Source organism: Actinophytocola xinjiangensis, assembly GCF_001921215.1.
Classification (GTDB): Bacteria; Actinomycetota; Actinomycetes; order Mycobacteriales; family Pseudonocardiaceae; genus Actinophytocola; species Actinophytocola xinjiangensis.
Map to the genome: position 1 here is coordinate 138,560 of NZ_MSIF01000004.1, position 17,655 is coordinate 156,214.

General features: G+C 69.6%; 17 protein-coding genes, 1 tRNA gene and 2 pseudogenes. 4 read left to right on the forward strand and 16 right to left on the reverse strand.

Annotated elements, in window-relative coordinates; genetic code table 11:
- Window position 1 precedes the first annotated feature (1 nt).
- The 6 genes from BLA60_RS11120 to BLA60_RS11145 form a co-directional block, all read right to left on the reverse strand.
- Window positions 2-619 (reverse strand): SRPBCC family protein, encoded by a 618-nt coding sequence (locus BLA60_RS11120; RefSeq protein ID WP_075132748.1) that lies wholly within the window; start codon window positions 617-619, stop codon window positions 2-4.
- Between the two features lie 69 nt (window positions 620-688).
- A complete protein-coding gene (locus BLA60_RS11125) occupies window positions 689-1,561 on the reverse strand; it encodes a serine hydrolase (RefSeq protein ID WP_075132749.1) in 873 nt (290 codons plus the stop codon).
- Between the two features lie 130 nt (window positions 1,562-1,691).
- A complete protein-coding gene (bcp, locus tag BLA60_RS11130; protein ID WP_075132750.1) occupies window positions 1,692-2,165 on the reverse strand; it encodes a thioredoxin-dependent thiol peroxidase in 474 nt (157 codons plus the stop codon).
- Window positions 2,166-2,198: 33 nt separating this feature from the next.
- Complete coding sequence (locus BLA60_RS11135) at window positions 2,199-2,723, reverse strand: hypothetical protein (protein WP_075132751.1); 525 nt, start codon at window positions 2,721-2,723, stop codon at window positions 2,199-2,201.
- Window positions 2,724-2,900: 177 nt separating this feature from the next.
- Entirely contained in the window at window positions 2,901-3,077 is a 177-nt protein-coding gene (locus tag BLA60_RS44535; protein ID WP_170108393.1) for a hypothetical protein, read from the reverse strand.
- Window positions 3,078-3,097: 20 nt separating this feature from the next.
- Complete coding sequence (locus tag BLA60_RS11145) at window positions 3,098-4,285, reverse strand: exo-alpha-sialidase (RefSeq protein WP_075132752.1); 1,188 nt, start codon at window positions 4,283-4,285, stop codon at window positions 3,098-3,100.
- Window positions 4,286-4,403: 118 nt separating this feature from the next.
- On the opposite strand from BLA60_RS11145, the gene BLA60_RS11150 reads away from it, so the two are divergent.
- A tRNA-Leu gene (locus BLA60_RS11150) sits at window positions 4,404-4,479 on the forward strand.
- Between the two features lie 37 nt (window positions 4,480-4,516).
- Here the strand turns inward: BLA60_RS11150 and BLA60_RS11155 are convergent.
- Complete coding sequence (locus BLA60_RS11155; protein ID WP_245811934.1) at window positions 4,517-6,172, reverse strand: HIRAN domain-containing protein; 1,656 nt, start codon at window positions 6,170-6,172, stop codon at window positions 4,517-4,519.
- Between the two features lie 147 nt (window positions 6,173-6,319).
- A pseudogene (locus BLA60_RS46525) lies at window positions 6,320-6,448 on the reverse strand (DUF4236 domain-containing protein); the annotation flags it as partial.
- 493 nt (window positions 6,449-6,941) lie between these two features.
- On the opposite strand from BLA60_RS46525, the gene BLA60_RS11160 reads away from it, so the two are divergent.
- Complete coding sequence (locus BLA60_RS11160) at window positions 6,942-8,615, forward strand: serine/threonine-protein kinase (RefSeq protein ID WP_075132754.1); 1,674 nt, start codon at window positions 6,942-6,944, stop codon at window positions 8,613-8,615.
- Window positions 8,616-8,642: 27 nt separating this feature from the next.
- The gene (locus BLA60_RS11165) at window positions 8,643-9,506 is read left to right on the forward strand and encodes an exodeoxyribonuclease III (RefSeq protein ID WP_075132755.1); all 864 of its coding nucleotides are present in this window, start codon (window positions 8,643-8,645) and stop codon (window positions 9,504-9,506) included.
- On the opposite strand, the gene BLA60_RS11170 is transcribed toward BLA60_RS11165, so the two are convergent.
- From BLA60_RS11170 to BLA60_RS11180, 3 genes are all read right to left on the reverse strand, one after another.
- Entirely contained in the window at window positions 9,469-10,029 is a 561-nt protein-coding gene (locus BLA60_RS11170; RefSeq protein WP_075132756.1) for a hypothetical protein, read from the reverse strand. The genes BLA60_RS11165 and BLA60_RS11170 overlap by 38 nt on opposite strands.
- 315 nt (window positions 10,030-10,344) lie before the next feature.
- Window positions 10,345-11,058, reverse strand: a complete 714-nt coding sequence (locus BLA60_RS11175) for a MerR family transcriptional regulator (protein WP_075132757.1) — start codon at window positions 11,056-11,058, stop codon at window positions 10,345-10,347.
- Window positions 11,059-11,202: 144 nt separating this feature from the next.
- On the reverse strand, window positions 11,203-11,793 hold the full coding sequence (locus tag BLA60_RS11180; protein ID WP_075132758.1) for an HAD family hydrolase: 591 nt from the start codon (window positions 11,791-11,793) through the stop codon (window positions 11,203-11,205).
- A 211-nt stretch (window positions 11,794-12,004) separates the two neighbouring features.
- Here BLA60_RS11180 and BLA60_RS11185 point away from each other — a divergent pair, with 211 nt between their 5' ends.
- Window positions 12,005-13,090 (forward strand): serine hydrolase domain-containing protein, encoded by a 1,086-nt coding sequence (locus BLA60_RS11185; protein WP_075132759.1) that lies wholly within the window; start codon window positions 12,005-12,007, stop codon window positions 13,088-13,090.
- 524 nt (window positions 13,091-13,614) lie between these two features.
- On the opposite strand, the gene BLA60_RS11195 is transcribed toward BLA60_RS11185, so the two are convergent.
- From BLA60_RS11195 to BLA60_RS11215, 5 genes and pseudogenes are all read right to left on the reverse strand, one after another.
- On the reverse strand, window positions 13,615-14,160 hold the full coding sequence (locus tag BLA60_RS11195; protein ID WP_075132760.1) for a hypothetical protein: 546 nt from the start codon (window positions 14,158-14,160) through the stop codon (window positions 13,615-13,617).
- A gap of 279 nt (window positions 14,161-14,439) precedes the next feature.
- Window positions 14,440-14,940, reverse strand: coding sequence for a GNAT family N-acetyltransferase (locus tag BLA60_RS11200; RefSeq protein WP_075132980.1), 501 nt, complete (start codon window positions 14,938-14,940; stop codon window positions 14,440-14,442).
- Window positions 14,941-15,112: 172 nt separating this feature from the next.
- The gene (locus tag BLA60_RS46190) at window positions 15,113-15,613 is read right to left on the reverse strand and encodes a putative immunity protein (RefSeq protein WP_075132761.1); all 501 of its coding nucleotides are present in this window, start codon (window positions 15,611-15,613) and stop codon (window positions 15,113-15,115) included.
- A pseudogene (locus tag BLA60_RS11210) lies at window positions 15,610-16,220 on the reverse strand (TetR/AcrR family transcriptional regulator). The gene BLA60_RS46190 and the pseudogene BLA60_RS11210 overlap by 4 nt, the downstream one beginning before the upstream one ends.
- Entirely contained in the window at window positions 16,217-17,635 is a 1,419-nt protein-coding gene (locus tag BLA60_RS11215) for a flavin-containing monooxygenase (protein WP_075132762.1), read from the reverse strand. The pseudogene BLA60_RS11210 and the gene BLA60_RS11215 overlap by 4 nt, the downstream one beginning before the upstream one ends.
- Window positions 17,636-17,655: the final 20 nt, after the last annotated feature.

The window sequence follows — 17,655 nt, forward strand, 5'->3', positions numbered from 1 at the left end:
GTCAGCTCTCGCCCGGTGCGAACTGGGCCAGTGACGCCTGCCGTGCCGCCGCGATCTCCTCGGACCCGGCCGTTCCCGAACCGTCCACGACCGATGTCCACTCCTCCACCGACTGGCGGGAGAACTCGATCGCCTCCGGGGACATCGCGGCGGCCTGCGGGTCGTCGGTGAACACGCCGTCGACGAACAGGGCCAGCCCCAGGAAGGCCCCGTCCCAGCCGGGCCCGACGTACAGCGCGCCCGCGCCGCTGCCGGCCATGGCGATCGGCACGGTGTGTTCGAGTTCCAGGCGGGTGCCCTCGCCGTCGGCGGTCAGGCGCAGTTCGACCACGCTGGTCGGGCCGCCGAAGGTGACGCGCAGCAGGGTGGGCGGCTCGCAGGTCAGGATCTGTCCGCCGGCGTTGCCCTCCAGTTGGAAGTTCCCGCCTGCCCGCAGGTCGCCGCTGACCGGGTAGAACCACCGGCGGATCCGCTCGGGGTCGGTCATCGCGCTCCACAGGTCCTCGGCCGAGGTGTCGTAGGTGCGGGCCAGCAGCACGCCCACCTCCTCGCCGTCCTCGGCCGGGCGCGTGCCGACCTCCCGGTGGATGGCCTTGAGCTGGCCGGCGATATCGAGCATCTCGTCGAGTCCTTCCTCGGTGTCGTGGACCGCGACAGTGTGACAGCGACTGCTTATATAAGTCAATATTTAAATGCCGGGGAGGTGCCCGTGCAGCGCGGCCGCCGCCGAGGTCACCGCCCGCGCCGAGTCCGACCACCGCGCCGCCCTCGGGTGCTCGGTCAGCAACACGACGATGTAGCGCCACTGCGGCCCGGCCAACCCGGTGCTGTGCAGCACCTCGGTCGTGTCGTTGTTGCCCCAGCCCTGCTTGACCGCCCACGGCGAGGCCAGCCCGTCCGGAATCCCGAAGTGCTGGTCGAACCCGTCGGCCGCGACCCGGGGCGTCCGCGCCAGGGCGTCGACGATCAGGTCCCGGTCGGCGGCCGGCAGGCGCAGCACGTGGTCGTAGACGCGCGCGACATCGGCCGGGGTGAGCAGGGTTTCGCCCCACCGTCCGGGATCATCCGGCGGCTCGGTGCCGGTCAGACCGATGGCGGCGCTGGTTCGGCGCACGATGTCCGGGCCGCCGCCGCTCATCCAGAACGCGCTCGCCAGCATGTCGTCGCTGAGGGTGAGCATCGTGGCCAGCCGCTCGCGGTCCTGCTCATCCGCGTCACGTTCGACGGCATCGATCGCGATCAACAGCTTGACCAGCGACGCCGACCGGAACTGGCGGTCGCTGTCGATGGCCAACGGCAACGTGCCGGTCACCCGGTCGACGACCACGGCACCGAGCACCGTGTCCGGCTCCGCGTCGACCGCCGCCCGGCGCACCGCCTCCGGGTCGATCGACCCGGGTCTCGACCCCGCCCCCGTCGGTTGCGCCCCGGTCGGTTCCGCCGGCGCGGTCCACCCGGGTACGGGCTCCAGTACGACAGGTCCGCTCCCGGAAGCGACTCCACAGGAAACGGTGAGGCACAGCGGAACGACGATCAGCGACAGGCGGGTGAAAATACGCATGCCCATAACCACGCCAACTCGCGGAGCGAAGTTGGCCGGCCAGGGCGGCAACTTCCCGGGCGCCCGTGACGTACTCCGAAACCCTGGGTCGGGTTGCCGTCAGGTCGTCACTGCGACCAGGTCGTGATGGTCAGACCTTCAGATCCCGGCGAAGTTTCGCCACGTGTCCGGTCGCTCGCACGTTGTACATCGCCTCGGCGATCGTGCCGTCCGGATCGACGACGAACGTCGAACGGATCACACCGGTGACCGTGCGGCCGTAGTTCTGCTTCTCGCCGTAGGCGCCCCACGCGATCATCACCTCGCGGCTCTCGTCGGACAGCAGCGGGAAGGTCAGACCCTCCTCGGCGGTGAACTTCGCGAGCTTGGCCGGCTTGTCCGGCGAAATACCGACCACGGCGAACCCGGCGTCGTTGAGCTCGGCCAGGTTGTCCCGGAAGTCGCAGGCCTGCTTGGTGCAGCCCGGCGTGCCCGCGGCCGGGTAGAAGTAGACGACGAGGTGCCGGCCGCGGAAATCGGCGAGCGAGACCTCGGCGCCGGTGCTGTCCGGGAGACGGAAGTCCGGGGCGGGATCACCCACGGCGAGCCGTTGCTGGTTGGTCATGGCAGGGACGCTATCGCCCCACACCGACGGTGATCACACGACGCCGTCGAACAGCAGCACCGGCGCGGAGGACGTGGCGTCGGCCCGGACCGTGACCCGCAGCCGGCTCCTGGCCTCCGAGGTCGCGAACGCGACCATGATCCGCAGCGAGTCGTTCGGCGCGACCTCCTCGGTGGCGCCCGACGGACCGTTGTAGCCCTGGGTGGAGTCGATGACCTGCTCGGTCGGCTCACCGTCGGCGGCGGCCGTGAACGACAGGCTCGCCGGCCGATAGGCGACCGTGCTGTTGTTGTCGACGGTCAGCTCGAAGGCCACCGCGCGCGGCGCCCGGGGGAAGGCGGTGTCGGTGGGGGTGAAGGACTTCGGGGAGGAGACCGTCAGCACGATGCCGTTGCCGAGCACCTTGCGCGCGCCGTCGGAGGCCCGGTACTCGGAGCGCTCGGCGGCGGCGGTGGGGGACGCGCTGCTCGACGGCGGGTTCTGTGACGAGTAGCCGATCCCGCATCCGACCAGAACCAGCAGCGCGCACGCGGCGACCGCGAGTCTGGCGATCTGCACGGGGGTACCCCTTCCTGGGGGAGGTTTGTACGACTGAATGCACTATTCCGTTGGCGCACCTGGTGCACCGTCGATGAAGCGGACCTGGTGTCGTGCCGTGGCCGACCTGTGACCACAGTGGCACCGAAAGTGATCGGGGACACCCGGTGCGGGGTCAGGCGGCAGCGGGGCGGGTGATCAGGCCGCGAGGGCGAAGAAGAGGACGAACACGGCGACGGCGACCAGCCAGGTGGCGATCAACCAGCCGAAGTCACGCCACGGCGAGATCGCCTTGTGGTCCTCGTCGGGGACGTACACGCCGCGGGCTTCGAAACGGTCGACGAGCTTGTCGACCGCATGCCGGGGCGTGCGCATCGGTGTGTCCTTTCCGGTGATCAGGGGGGTGGGATGGGACCGGTCGCGTAGAAGGCCTTGCAGACGCCGTCGACGGTGTCGGTGGCCAGATGCAGGACGCTGGAGCCGTCGGTCGAGGCGAGGACGGCGGGACTGAAGTTGCGGCACGCTTCGTTGTTCGGGTCGGGGACTTCGACCGGAGCGGGGATCTCCCGCCACGGGCCAGCACCGGCGTGGTCGTTGACCAGGATGGTCTTTCCGTTACCGGGTGCGTGGCTGCCGTCGCCGTTGACCAGCATCTCGCTGACCAACAGGATCGAGCCGGTCGGACTCACCGTGATGGTCGGCGTGTGACGAGGATACTTCCCGTCCACCGTGCGTACGCCAGTGCCGACGTCGAGGGGGTTACCGAAGTCCCACCCGTTTCGTGATGTTCGGAAGTACGTGGAGCACAGCGGTTCGTCGAGGTTGCACATCTCGTAGACGAGGAAGAACGTGCCGTCGGCGAGCCGGCGCACGCCCGGCATCCCCGGGCGCACGTAGAAGTCCAGGTTCTTCACGGTGTCGACGGGCTCCGACCAGTGCACCCCGTCCCGCGAACGCACGCGGACGATCTTCTGGTCGTGGGCGGGTTTGTCGGTCTCGTCGGCGTAGAGGGCGACCAGCCAGCCCTCGGCGTCGACGTAGACCTCGGGCTCCCAGGCGTTGTACTGGTTGGGCGACACGGCGATGTCCGAGGTGAACGTCCAGGTACGGCCGAGATCGCGACTGTGCCAGAGCCGTTGCGCGGTGGCCCGCTCCCCGGGTGTCACCCGGTAGCCGGCCGTCGTCGCCCACAGCAGCGTGCCCGCCGGCAGCCGCCCGACCCGCGTCGGCAACTCGTAGAGCGACCCGCAGCACATGCCCTTCCCGTCCGCCCCGGCGGGATCCGCGATCGTGCCGACGTGGTGGAAAGTGACGCCCCCGTCGACACTTTCGAGAATGATCCCCGCCGAGTCCCCGTCGACGACACTGCCGACGCTGGCGAGAACCCGACCGTTGGCCGCGCCGCTGTGCTCCAGCCGGATCACTCTCGGATAGGCGGCGCCACCCGGGTACAGCAGCTGCCGTTCGGCGCCCGCCGCCGGGCGTTCACCCACCCGTTCGGTCACCGCACCCGCCGGCGTCGCTGTCAGTACCGACCCGACGAGCAGCGTCACCAGCAAAAACCGCAATCGTACCCAGATCATGCCCCGACCCGCGTTCGTTGGCCACTGCTTGTAGTCGGATCCTAACCACAAGAAGGACGATGTCGTGGACCAACCGTGTACCGACCTGGATACCCTGTGCGAGGCGCCGGCGGCGCCCGGGGCCGTAGCCCAACGGCAGAGGCACTGGATTTAGGTTCCAGCCAGTGAGGGTTCGACTCCCTTCGGCCCCACCAGTTCTGATCAGACAATGGTCAATGGGTCGAGCCGAGCTCAGTCGGTCGCGGGCAGACGGAGGTCGATCTGAAAACCTCGGGTGCCGTGCGTGATCAGCGCTTCGCAGTCCGTGTGGCCGGATTGTTTTACTGCGGCGACGACGAGCTGCTGGTAGCGCGCGCTCATCGCTGCGGTGAGTTCGCCGACGCGGTCGCCGTCCAGGCGCACCTCGATCCCGTAAGTGCCCTTGTGCTTCCCACCGGAAACCGTGGATGACACGAGCTGCGCGGCAACCCGGGTGAAGGCGCGGGAGGGGGAGTGGTAGCGAGACAGAACCGCCTGGTGGTTCTCCTCCTTCGTCACCGTCACGGGGCGTGCCGGATCGAGTAGGTCGGTGTCTCCCAGGTGATTCTCTAGGAGCAACGCGTCGGCTCCTGCGAGATGCAGGTACAGGCCATAGAACCGGTTGAGGCCACCGCCGGTTATTCGGCCGGGGCAGGTTCCCACGTAGCCCGCGTTCCTGAGTGAGAGAAGGGCGGACTGATAGTCGGGGGCCTGGTGACGGTTGAGATAGCCGACCGTCGCCGCGCCGGCGGGGGTCGCGACATCGACCCGAACGGCATTGTGGTCGTACGCGTTCTCGGTCTCCGGGACGAGGATGGCGACCACGGGTAGGTGGTGGCTGTCGGTTCCGATCTCGATTCCATGAGCCAGTCGGCGAAGTGCTGGCTGGTAGTGCGACTCGCCGACAACCTGGACACGACCTTCGGCGGAGAGGCGGCGCCGGGCGAGCGGCGCCGTGGTCGACGTCATCGACTGTCGGTTCCGGTCGTTGTCGGTTGCGGCGGTGGGGGGACGTGATATCGATGCTGGCGGCCGGAACGTGTCTCGCGGCGCGGCCTGATGGTGCGCCGCTACCCCGGTCCACGGACGAGTCTGCTTGGTCGTCGCCATGTCCGTGAGTGCACTGGCCAGTGCCGAGCCAGCGGCCGTGGTTGAGAAGTCGAAGATTGCCTGAAAGCTACCTTCCCCGGCAATCGTCAACCGACCGTATCGGAGAATCGGGAGTTGCCGGTTGTTCTTGAAGCGGCGGTCCGGTCCGCCTTTCACGTTGACGTACTGCCAGGTGTGTCCCACGATTTCGGAGTCTGACGGTACCGCGCCGTCCTCAATGAACCTCTGCGGCGCCGCTTCTGTATGTGAATCGCGGTACGCGACGTCCGCGTAGTGTTTTCCGTCCCGAATCAGGATCCTGTCCGGCAGGAAATATACTGAGCGACGGGTGGTGGAGAGCGAGGGAATGGAAATATTGGACGACAGGTTCGGTGGCCCGCTGATTCCCCTCGTCAACGGCAATCGCTCGACCAGCGCCGATGCGCCCGCGTTGGTCTTGTGTTGATGGGTCGTGGATACGGATCCAGAAGCGACAACCTGCCAGGCGCGCTGGGCCTTGCCGGCCTGTTCGAAAGCGTCGACAAGTCGTTGGAAGCGCTGTGCCTCCTCCGCGCCGTGCACGTCATAGAACGCCACGACCTTCCGGCGAAGTTCGTCCTTCCAGAAGAGCCATACGGTCAGCGACACCCCGGCCAGCAACGTCAGAGGTGACACGAAAGCGAGCACGAGCGTCAGTGCGAGGCACCACGGCCAGAACCGTGGTGAACCCGCGGAGTCGTTGAGTTGGGTGACCAGATCACTTGATGCCGCCGCGGTCATTTCGAGGGTTGTGGCGCCCGATACGTCGGATAGCACAACCTCGCTCGGTGCGGGTATGTCAGAAGGTCGTGTTCGCGAGTCTGTGCGCGTTTTTCCTTGTGGTGAACGGACGGTGGTTCGGTATGACACCACCCCGCCTCCGAGTGAGACGTAGGTGCCACGGGGCCCGGAGCCGAGTCGGAATCCGGGAACACCGACCGAGGCTCCCAGCCCGGCGCGCGACATGCTTACCCGCACCGGACCGACTTTGACGCTTGTGCGCAGATAGAAAGACATGATGGACCTTCGACGGAGTGACTGCTCGGCTGTTCGTCGCCGACCGGCACGACGGTGTTACACCCCGGAAGCAAGATTGGACACCCGCTGATCGCGGCCGAACACGTCCGGTCACTGGGCAGTGAGTCCGATTGGTGAGGTCCCAGGTTTGTTGTTGGAGATTCTTCGTTGGTGACGAATACAGATACGTTCCCTGGTACGTGAATTGGCGACGTGACGCGTCGCTATCTCTTTGACTCCCGTTGGCGGTGGGATCACCAGCGCGATCTTGGTGGTGTTGCGTAGCGGTTCTCGTTGCGTGAGGAGGCTGTTGCTCTATGTGACGGTGGCCACAGTGGAAGCGTCCGGATGGAAGCAGGGCTTGGGTGTGGTGGCGCGTCGGCCTAGCCTCTGGCGACCAGGGTCACGGGGCCCGATGGCGAACAGCCTGAATCGTGCGCACGGATTGTGGCAGGCTCCCAGCCCGAGGTGGCGTAGCGGTAGGAGGTCGAACGTGAGGTCACTCGGGGACTCGGACCCGAGACAGGTCGGGGCGTACCGGTTGCTCGCCGAACTGGACGTGGACGAGATGGGCGCGGTCATGCTCGCCGGCGGGCCCGACGGGCGGCTGGCGGCGATGAAGCTGGTCAGCGCGCGTCTGGTCGCCGCCGACGACGGGTTCGCGCGGCGGTTCGCGCGGGAGGTCGCCGCGCTGCGCACGGTCGTCGACCCGCACATCGCGGCGGTCGTCGACGCAGGTCAGGCCGACGGGGTGCCGTGGGTCGCGGTGGACCACCCGCCGGGGGTGTCGCTGCGGCGAGTGGTGGAACGCGGCGTGCTGCTCGGCGAGGACGCGCTGTGGAGCCTGACAGCGGGCCTGCTCAGCGGGCTGTCGGCCCTGCACCGGGCCGGGCTGGTGCACCGCGACCTCACACCGGAGAACGTGTGGCTCACCGAGGACGGCATCCGGCTGCTCGACTTCGGTGTCGCCCGCGCGGTCGACCACGACGTCAGCCAGGCGGTGGCCGCCCCCGGGTTCATGTCACCCGAACAGGCCGGCGGGCGGCCACTGACACCGGCCAGCGACGTGTTCTCCCTGGGGGCGGTGCTGCACACGGCCGCCACCGGGCGCGGCGCGTTCGGCGGGGAAAGTCGGGCCGACACGCTGACCGACATCCTGGGCGCGCAGCCGACGCTGTCCTCGTCGCTGCCCTCGCGGGTGCGACTGTTCCTGTCGGCCTGCTTCGCCAGGGACCCTCGGGAACGGCCGACACCCGAGGAACTGCGGGCGCTGGTCGGGCCCGGAGTGGCCGGCTGGCCGTCGCTGGTGCAGGGGCTGCTGGGCGAACGGAAGGCCGAGGTGGCGCGGCTGGCGGCCAGCGCCTCGCCGGTGTCCTCGCCGGTGTCCTCGCCGCTGTCACAGTCGGGGGTGCGGCCGGTGGCACCGGCGGAGTCGCCCACGATGCGTATCTCCCCGGTCACGGCGGCGCGGCTCTCGACGCCGTCCTCCTCGCGGGTGCCGAAGGCCACCGCGCCGGCCGCCCGAAGAACCACACCGACCGAACCGAAGCCCACGTCCAAGCCCACGTCGAAACGCTGGAAGCCGGACCGGTGGGCGGTCATCTCCGGCGCCGCGGTCGTGGCGACCATCCTGTTCGCGATCATCATGTTCAACGCGCTGACCCCCGACCGGCCGATCCGGGCCAGTCAGCAGCCCTCCACCGCCCCGCCCACCTCGGTCGCACCGACAACGACCACCACGACCACCACGACGACGACCACCACCACGACCACACCGCCGGTGCCGACGGGGCAGGTCAGTGGCCTGGCGGGCAAGTGCGTGGACGTCGCCGGCGCCGAACCCGCCGACGGAACACCCGTACAACTGCACGAATGCAACGGGACCGACGCGCAGCTGTGGGTGTTCGCGCAGGACGGCACCATGCAGAGCCTCGGCAAATGCCTCGACGTGACCGGCGGGGACACCAACGACGGCGCCAAGGTGCAGCTCTACGGGTGCAACGGCACACCGGCCCAGCAGTGGACCGTCACGTCCGAGGGCTGGATCATCAACGCCAAGTCGAACAAGTGCCTTGACGTGCCGGCCAGCCAGACCGACGACGGTATCCAGCTCACGATCTGGACCTGCCACGGCGAGCCCAACCAGGTGTGGACCGCCCCGGCCTGAACGCCCGTTCCCGTCTAGCCTGGGCGGGTGCGGGTCGTGACGTGGAACGTGAACTCGGTCAAGCAGCGGCTGCCGCGGTTCCTGCCGTGGCTGGACCAGCGGCAGCCGGACGTGCTGTGCCTGCAGGAGACGAAGGTCCCCGACGACGTCTTCGCCGACCTGCTCGACGACGAACTCGCCAGCCGGGGCTACGAGGTCGCCGCGTACGGCGAGGCGCGGTGGAACGGGGTGGCGATCCTGTCCCGCGTCGGCCTGGACGACGTGGTGCGCGGTGTCGAGGGCGCACCCGGCTTCCCGGACCCCGAGGCCAGGGCACTGGCGGCGACCTGCGGCGGGGTGCGGATCCACTGTCTGTACGTGCCCAACGGCCGCGAACCGGACTCCGACCACTACCGCTACAAGCTCGCCTGGCTGGCGGCGCTGCGTGACGTGGTCGCCGCCGCCCCGACCGACACGATCGTGTGCGGCGACATGAACATCGCCCCCACCGACGCCGACGTGTTCGACCCGGCGGCCTACGTCGGCCAGACACACGTCACCGAGCCCGAACGCGCGGCGCTCACGTCACTGCGTGAGCTGGGCCTGCACGACGTCGTCCGCGACCGGTGGCCCGACGAGCGCGTGTTCACCTACTGGGACTACCGCGCCGGCATGTTCCCCAAGGACCTGGGCATGCGGATCGACCTGGTCCTGGCGACGTCGCCGGTGGCGGGGCGGGTGCGGGCCGCGTGGGTGGACCGGCACGCCCGCAAGGGCACCGGCCCCAGCGACCACGCCCCGCTGATCGTCGACCTCGACGAGGCCCCGGACGGTGACATCGGCCCGGTCGTGCCGCCGCCGTCAGCCCGCTCGGTCAAGCGCGGTTCGGTACGGCTGCCGCAATCGCGCTGACCGCCTGAGCCGGGTCGTCGGCCCGGAACCGCACCCGCTCCACCCCCGCGACGGGCTCGGCCAGACACACCACCACATCCGTCCGATTGTCCACGGCCACAACAAGTTCCCCGTCGGTGACGTGCCGTGCCCGGCCCGTGTGCGACCGGCCGGACACCCGCACCGAGACGACCAACTCCAGCGGCACCCGAAACGCGAAGGACACGCCGTCGCGCACCACCAGTTCTCCGCCCCCGACAACGTGCGGATACGTGACCCCCACCGCCGCGATCCCCACGACCTGCAGCAACGCCACCAGATCCAGCACATGCACGACCGGCCAGGGCACCAGCATGCCGACGACGGCGGTCTCCAGCGTCAGGACCCCGGCCAGCGCCAGCAGCATCGGCGTCCGCTCCCGGGCGTGCCCGATGGCGACGTCCCGCGCCCCGACCCCGACCCGCCGGCGACGCACCCAGTGCCACAACGCCGCCTGCGACCGCGCGACACGCACCGCCGCCGCCGTCACCGTGCCGATCCGCATCCGTCACACCCCTCGGAAATCCACTCATGACGCCACCGTCCCGCTCACGTGGCCGGCAGTCGGCTTCGCCCGGGACGGTCCGGTTGCCCTGGCGCCGGCACCACCGAAGTCCCCGGCCCGCGGTCAGAGTTGAGGTAGGCCCGGCGAACCGGGTCGCGAGCATGTCTCCGGCTTTCGGCGGGACGGAGTCGGCGCGGGCTGCCGATCGAGCCGCGTTCGGTGGTCGACCGCTCGCTGGTTCGGGACTGGACCACATCCGCGGCCGCTCTGCCGGCTCGGACAACCCGCCACGGCGCGCTGGTTGCCCGTACGGGATCACGGCCGGGCCAACTGGTGCAGGGCGCGCCGGATCACCTCGGCCTGGGCCGGCCGCAGCGAGTCGAGGACGGCGTCGCCGAAGGCGTCCAGGGGGTTGGCCGGGTCGGTGACCATCGCCCGCAGGTCCGGGGGGAACGAGGCGGCGAGGTCGTCGGCCAGGGTCGGTATGCGCGGGTCGTCGACCGTCGCGTCGGCCAGGGCCTCCAGGCGGCGGTGCAGGTCAGGGTCGGCCGGCGGCATCGCGGCGACGACCCGGTCACGGTCCGGGTTGCCGTCCAGCAACGTCAGCAGCTCACGTTCCCTCGGCGCCAGCGGCGTGGGCGCGACCGTGTCCAGCACCGAACGCAACTCGGCGGACACCGTGTCGTCGGCGTGCAGCCGGCCTTCCCGGGCGCGTTCGATCAGCTCGCCGAGCCGCGACCGGCGCAGCGCCAGAGCCTCCTGCTGCCTGGCGAGGTCGCCGTCGAGCTCGACCAGCATCTCGAACAGGTCACGGCCGGTGTCGTCGGCGAGCGCGTCGGCGACCTCGTCGAGGCTGAGGCCGAGTTCGGCCAGCCGGCGGATCCTGGCCAACGTGATCACGTCCCGCAGGCCGTACCGCCGGTAGCCGTTCGCCCGCCGAGGCGGCTCGGGGAGCAGCCCGCGACGGTGGTAGTGCCGCACCGCCCGGACCGACACCCCGGCCGCCGCCGCCAACTCCCCGATACGCATACGCCCAGTCAAGACCCTGACGTCGCGACAGGGTCAACACGCTCGGGCGCCCGCGTCCGGATGACCAGCGCCGGACGGGCCACGCTCAACCCGCTCAGCGACACCGCCGTACCGACCAGCCCGCGGGACGAGTGAGCCGGGTGGTCATCGACGCAGGTCGGCGCGCAGTCGCTCGACGCCGGTGAACCGCACCGCGCGCATCCCGAGTTCGGTGGCCGCGGCCACGTTGACCTCGCGGTCGTCGACGAACAGCACCTCCGACGGGGTGGTGTCCAGCCGTTCGCAGACCTGCGTGAAGATCCGGGGGTCGGGCTTGGTGAGGCGGAGCCGGGAGCTGAAGAACCGGTGTCTGAACAGGCCCGCCCACGGCGCGTCGTCGACCCGGTCCGCCAGTTCGGTCGGCGCGTTGGACAACATCGCCAGCGGGGTCTCGGCGGCCAGTTCCTCCAGCAGCGCGATCATGTCGGGGTCGACGTCGAGCCACGCCCGCTGGTCGAGGTCGACCACCCGGTCGAGGTCGGCGCCGAGGGGGGCGTCGGTGTCCAACTGGTCGGCCACCGAACGCCAGTAGGTCCCGGCGTCCACGACACCACGGTCGTAGCGTTCGCGGTCGTGCCAGTACGCGGGCCACAGTCGCGTGACCGGAACGTCGAACTCGGCCGCGATCAGCGCGCCGACCTCGGGCGACGGCGGGCGGGTGAGCACTTCGCCATAGTCGAACAGAAGCCAGTTCATGAGCTCATTCGACCAGGTGAGGGCCACGCGGGAGTGGGCAGGGGCGGCCGAAACCCCGTTATCGTCCATTGTGGAGTAGGGAAATCCCCTCCCCAGAATTACGGTAAACCACACCCCAAGTCTGCGGTTTACCCCATGGTCCGAGCCGCCCCAACCCTGCACAGTGGAAACCGAAGCCCACCCCGGGCCTTTCCACAGCGGGGAGAAGGAGATGCTCGCGATGGTCGGCGTACTCGCCGCGTTGGCGACAGTGTCCGGCACACCGGTGCCGGACCTGCCGCTACGGCACGCGGTCCACGACATGGTGGTCGCCGGCTTCCCGGCCGCGATCGCCTACACGAGATCAGGTATCGACAGCAGCCACGAGGTGGCCGGCTTCGCCGACCTGGCCACCGGTGAGAAGGCGACCCCGGACCATCGCTTCCGCATCGCCAGCAACACCAAGGCCTTCACCGCCGCCGTCGTCCTCCAACTTGTCGGTGAACAACGCCTGACGCTGGACACCCCGGTCGAACACTGGTTACCCGGTGTGGTCGGCGATCGCCCGATCACCGTGCGCCAACTGCTCAACCACACCAGCGGACTCCGCGACCCTACGGACAACCCCGAGTTCTGGGAGCCCGTTCTGGCTGACCCGGCCCACGTCTACCGACCGCGCGACATCGTGGCGGCAGCGGCGGCTCACCCGCTGACCGCGCCGCCCGGCACCCGCCACAGCTACTCCAACACCAACTACCTGGTGGCCGGCATGCTGATCGAGCACGTCACCGGCCGCAGCGCGGTGTTGCAGGTGTACCAGCGAATCCTGGTACCGCTGCACCTCGTGCACACGTCGTTCCCGTTGTCCGACCCCCGAATCCACGGCCGGCACCTCCGTGGCTACGACTTCGCACGAAAGGACGTCACGATCTTCAGCCCGTCCTACGACTGGACGGCGGGCGCCATGATCTCCACAGTGGACGACCTGGCACGGTTCCACCGCGCACTGTTCGACGGCACGTTGTTACCGCCAGATCTCCTGCGGGAGCTGAAGACGACAGTCCCGGTCAACTCCCTGACCGACTACGGACTCGGCGTCGAACGGCGCACCCTGCCCTGCCCGGACGGCACCACGAGATCACTCTGGGGCAACACCGGAGGCGGCCCCGGCTACCACAGCTATTCCCTGATCACCGAGGACGCCAACCACCAACTGGTGCTGGCCCTGAACCTGTACGACATCAGAGCGGACCTGGCCAACGAGTTGCCGATCCCACCGGTCAACCTGTTACCCGCCCTGACAACCACGTTCTGCTAGCACTGCCCACACCCAACCGGAATTCGCCCACACCGAGGAGGTCTATCTGAACTGTCCCTGATTCCCGAACCGGCCTGAGATCCACCCCCGTGACCTTGCCTCCGCACCCGGGCCAGAGCTGTCCGACAACACCTCCATCCGAGCCGACCATCCCGCAGGTGCCGAAACCGAACAGCGCCGCGTCTGCAGGCAAGGGCAACGTGGTGGGCACGCTTGGCGCGTGAGCGCGGCCCCGGCCCCGGGCTTGGGCTCGGCCGGCTGGGCCCTGGTACCCCACCGGGCGTGGATGACCGGGCTGGTCACGATGTTCAGCGCGATGAGGACGGGATTCGGTTCGACTGCCCGGACAGTCGAATCCCTTCCTGCCCCGACCAGGGCCGCCGTTGCGGACACATCCCCCACCCAGCACACACTTCGGTGCGGCGGTGCGGCGGTGCGGCGGTGCGGCGGTGCGGCGGTGCGGCGGTGCGGCGGTGCGGCGGTGCGGCGGTGCGCATCTCGCTGCTGCCACCGCCGGACTGGGTTCAGCGCGGTGTGGCCGCCGCGGCTGTCACCGCCTGGGCCAGGTCGGCGTAGGTGATGGCGGTGTAGCCGCGTTCCTGCAGGACCGCGAGGCGGATGCTCTTCTGGTTCCAGGCGGCGACGACACGGCCAGGAACCACGCGGAACTCCCACTGCGTCACGTCGAGGACGTTGTAGGCGGTGCTGTCTCGGCAGAGGTGCACACCGAAGACGTACACCTGGGCCCGGACAGCGGGCGGTTCGCCCTGGGACGCCTCGGGAGCGCGGGTGATCAGGCGGTGGTAGCCAGGTGGGCTCGGTGTGGTCGACGACCAGCTCTGCAGCAGGCCGGTGCACTTGACCTCAACGGTGATGCCGTCAGGCGTCAGGACGTCCCAGCCGGCCCAGGGATCGCGTGGGTGGGTGGTGTCCGCACCCAGCGCACGTGCGACCAGCCACTCAGCGAACTTGGCGCGGTCGGTGTTGTCGCGCAGGTCGCCCAGCAACCACGTGGCGAACGCGGCCAGATCATCCTGAGTGATGGGCGGCGCGACAGGGGAGTGGGTCACGACCGCTCAATCTAGTTTCTGGACGAACAGGCGAGAAACAGGACCACTCGGCCCGCGTGACCCGTTGCGAAGCGTCCGGAGCGGGCCGGCGACGTCGACATCAAACTGGAAGGAGGTGATCAGGCCGCCGCGCGCACGGGAGCCGAAACAGAAAGACCGAGTCTTCGGAGCGTGCTGGAACTCGACGCCGTCGGGGAGATCCCGGCCAGCTGTGGTGTGCGCCCAGCTCATCCGGCTGGGAAGAAAACCGCTGGAAAGAAAGCCGTGGGGACGAAAGTCCTAGTCCAATTCCTGGAAGGGAGCAGCGTAGGTGAACGAACCGCGCGTCGTTGGCCGGTAGGCGGTCAGCGGTCGCGCCTGGAAATGGGCTCCCCACGTGGGGTCGGGCGGTGTGATGCCGAGCTCGAGAGCAGGGCGGAAGCCGAAACGCGGGTAGTAGTCGGTGTGGCCGAGCAACACCACGACCTGCTCGTCCAACGCGTCCGCCGCGCCGAGAACCGCGTGCATCAGTGCCGAACCGAAACCGTCGCGTTGCCGCGCCGGCAGCACGCCGAGCGGGCCCAGGCCCAGAGCCGGCACGTCCTCGACCGTCGCCCGCGTACACACGACGTGGCCGACCACCTCGCCCTCGTCGACGGCGACCAGCGACAGCGCCGGCAGCCAACCGGCGTCCGCGCGAAGCGCGGTGACGAGCTTCGCCTCCACCTCGCCGTCAAAAGCGGCACGGTGGATCGCATCAACGGCCTGGACATCATCTGCCAGCTCACGCCTGATCAACACGCTGGACACTGTCGCACAACCGCCCCCGGAGGGCACCCGGGTTAACCAGGGGTGGCGTGGTGATCGTGGCGGACCGGAGGGCATCCGGGGCCGCGGGCGGGGTGAGCCGGCCGGGTCTCGCGCCGGACGGCTGTGTGTGAGGGCGACGGTGCGGAAAGGCGGGGGGAGCTGGTCAGAAGTCGCCGTCCTTCCGGAGGGTCACGACGACGCCGTTGCGGCGGACTTCCACGACGATGCGCTCGAGGAACTCCTGCCTCAGGTCAGCCGGGAGCTGGCTGGCCTGCCACTCACGCTCGGCCCGGGCGGTGGTCTCGGCGTCGGCCCGGTCGGCGGCAGCGGCGGCGAGAGCCTTGAGGGCGTAGTACGAGCCGCCGAAGGCGTGTTGTGGGACGTGGGCCGTTGCCACGGCCTGGCCGGCGGCGCGGGCGGCCAGGCAGGCGGCCTCGTTCGTCGGCTTGGCCGCCCGGGCGGCGGCGTGGGCGTTGAGGGACGCGGTGCGGATGGTCGACATCGCGAAGACACCGGTGCGTACCCACTCGCGGCACGCGTCGATGGCCTGTCTCGGTCTCCGGTCGTCGGGGTGGGCCTGTTCGAACAGGGGAAGGACGCGTTCGGCGCAGTCGGCGGACCAGGTGGCCAGGGCGCGCTGGTCCTCCTTCGGGTACCGCCTCACCGGGCGGACAGGTTCGGGGCGGTGTCCCGGACGATCGACAGCAGCGTCCTGGACAGCAGCAGATGCACCTGGTCGCGGGTCAGGGAGCCGCGCACCAGCCACTCCCGGGCCGCCGCCTTCACCATGCCGCCGTAGGCGCGGATCGTCGCGCGGAGTTCGTCGCGGTGCGGGGCGGTGTCGGCCAGGCCGGTCGCGTCGAGAACACGGTCGGCGGCGCGTTCGTCGGCCTCGGCGAGGATGCGTTGCACGTCCGGGTCGGCGCTCTCCGCGCCGACCGCCGCCAACCACGTCCTGCTGTGCCGGCTCACGCCGTCGAGGAACCAGGACACCGACGCGTCGATCCGCTCCTCCACCGTCCCGTGGGGCAGCTGATCCACCGCCACCTGGGGAATCGTCACCATGCGTCGGACGACCTCCAGGTACAGGGCCCGTTGGTGCCGAAATAGTGGTTGATCAACCCTCGGGCCACGCCCGCGCGCGCCGCCAACTCCGTCGTCGACACCGACGCGAACGGACGTTCGCCGAACAACTCCGTGGCGCAGGCCAGGATCTGTTCGCGTCGCTGGTCAGGTTCCAGGCGCCGCCAGCGCGGCTCGGGTGCGCTCATCGCCGCCACCGGAAGTCCGTCGGGTCAAGGGTTCTGGTTCGCCGGTGGTACTCGCTCACCAGGCCGGGCCAGTTCGTGGACACCCGGCCGTCGGCCTCCCGATACCAACTGCGGCACAACGACCACGTGCTTCTCGCCAGCCGGCGCTGCACCTCGGCGTCGAACCGGTCGGCGACCTCCGGGCGGACATCCAGACAGGACCCCTCGGCGGCGACACGCTCCACCGCCTGGCGGACGTAGCGCGCCTGCCGCTCCAACATGTAGACGATCGAGCCCGAGCCGAGGTTCGTGTTCGGCCCGTACATCAGGAACATGTTGGGGAAGTCTGGCACCGTCATCCCGAGATACGCACGCGCCCCACCGGTCCACGCCTGCGCCAGCGACCGGCCGCCCGCACCACGCACGTCGACCGGGGCGAGGAACTCCGTCGCGCGGAAACCCGTGCCGTAGACGATCACGTCCGCGGCGTGCTCGGTGCCGTCGGCCGTTCTCAGGCCCGCCGGGGTGATCTCGGTGATCGCCTCCGTGCGCAGGGACACGTTCGGCTGTTGCAGCGCCGGCAGATAGTCGTTCGAGAACAGCACACGTTTGCAGCCGATCCGGTAGTCCGGCACCAGCAGGTCCCGCAACCACGGATCCGCGACCTGACGGCGCAGATGCCGCCCCGCCAGCCACTCCACCGTCCTGGTCACCGCCCGGTTGCCGCGCAGACCGAACGCCGCCACCTCACCGAGCGACCAGAAGAACCCGCGCTCCACCCGCTGCGCCACCCGCGAACGACGCCACCGATCGCCGTAGGCCACGTCCGGTTTCGGCAGCACCCACGGCGCGCTGCGCTGGAACACCGTCAGCGTCGCCGCCCGCTCCCGCACCTTCGGCACGAACTGGACCGCGCTCGCCCCCGTGCCGACCACCGCCACCCGGCGGCCCGTCAGATCACAGTCATGGTCCCAGCGCGCCGAATGGAAACTCCTGCCGGCGAACGAATCCCGGCCCGGGATGTCCGGCATCGCCGGGCGCGACAGCTGACCGAGAGCGAACACCAGCACGTCGGCCCCCAGCCGCCCACCCGCCGCGGTGCGCGCCAGCCAGCGGCCGTCGGTGAACTCCGCCGAGGTCACCTCGACGCCGTAGCGCGGCCGGATCCCGAACCGGTCGGCGACCCGCGCCAGGTACTCCTTGATCTCCGGCTGTTCCGAGTACCGCGTCGGCCACCGGGAGTTCGGTGCGTAGGAGTACGAGTAGTACGGCGACGGGATGTCACACCCCGCGCCCGGATAGGTGTTGTCCCGCCACACCCCGCCCAACTCGTCGGCCTTCTCCACCACCGTGACATCGGTGAACCCCGCCCGGCGCAGCTCGACGGCCACCCCGATGCCGCCGAAGCCGGCACCGACGATCAGCACGGACACCATCGTCGCCTCCGTCGTGTTGG

What these genes read in the sequence shown, in the direction of transcription:
- BLA60_RS11120 (WP_075132748.1), bottom strand. Translation starts at nt 619, where the DNA reads ATGCTCGATATCGCCGGCCAGCTCAAGGCCATCCACCGGGAGGTCGGC.
- BLA60_RS11125 (WP_075132749.1), bottom strand. Translation starts at nt 1,561, where the DNA reads ATGCGTATTTTCACCCGCCTGTCGCTGATCGTCGTTCCGCTGTGCCTC.
- bcp (WP_075132750.1), bottom strand. Translation starts at nt 2,165, where the DNA reads ATGACCAACCAGCAACGGCTCGCCGTGGGTGATCCCGCCCCGGACTTC.
- BLA60_RS44535 (WP_170108393.1), bottom strand. Translation starts at nt 3,077, where the DNA reads ATGCGCACGCCCCGGCATGCGGTCGACAAGCTCGTCGACCGTTTCGAA.
- BLA60_RS11145 (WP_075132752.1), bottom strand. Translation starts at nt 4,285, where the DNA reads ATGATCTGGGTACGATTGCGGTTTTTGCTGGTGACGCTGCTCGTCGGG.
- BLA60_RS11155 (WP_245811934.1), bottom strand. Translation starts at nt 6,172, where the DNA reads ATGACCGCGGCGGCATCAAGTGATCTGGTCACCCAACTCAACGACTCC.
- BLA60_RS11170 (WP_075132756.1), bottom strand. Translation starts at nt 10,029, where the DNA reads ATGCGGATCGGCACGGTGACGGCGGCGGCGGTGCGTGTCGCGCGGTCG.
- BLA60_RS11175 (WP_075132757.1), bottom strand. Translation starts at nt 11,058, where the DNA reads ATGCGTATCGGGGAGTTGGCGGCGGCGGCCGGGGTGTCGGTCCGGGCG.
- BLA60_RS11180 (WP_075132758.1), bottom strand. Translation starts at nt 11,793, where the DNA reads ATGAACTGGCTTCTGTTCGACTATGGCGAAGTGCTCACCCGCCCGCCG.
- BLA60_RS11185 (WP_075132759.1), top strand. Translation starts at nt 12,005, where the DNA reads ATGCTCGCGATGGTCGGCGTACTCGCCGCGTTGGCGACAGTGTCCGGC.
- BLA60_RS11215 (WP_075132762.1), bottom strand. Translation starts at nt 17,635, where the DNA reads ATGGTGTCCGTGCTGATCGTCGGTGCCGGCTTCGGCGGCATCGGGGTG.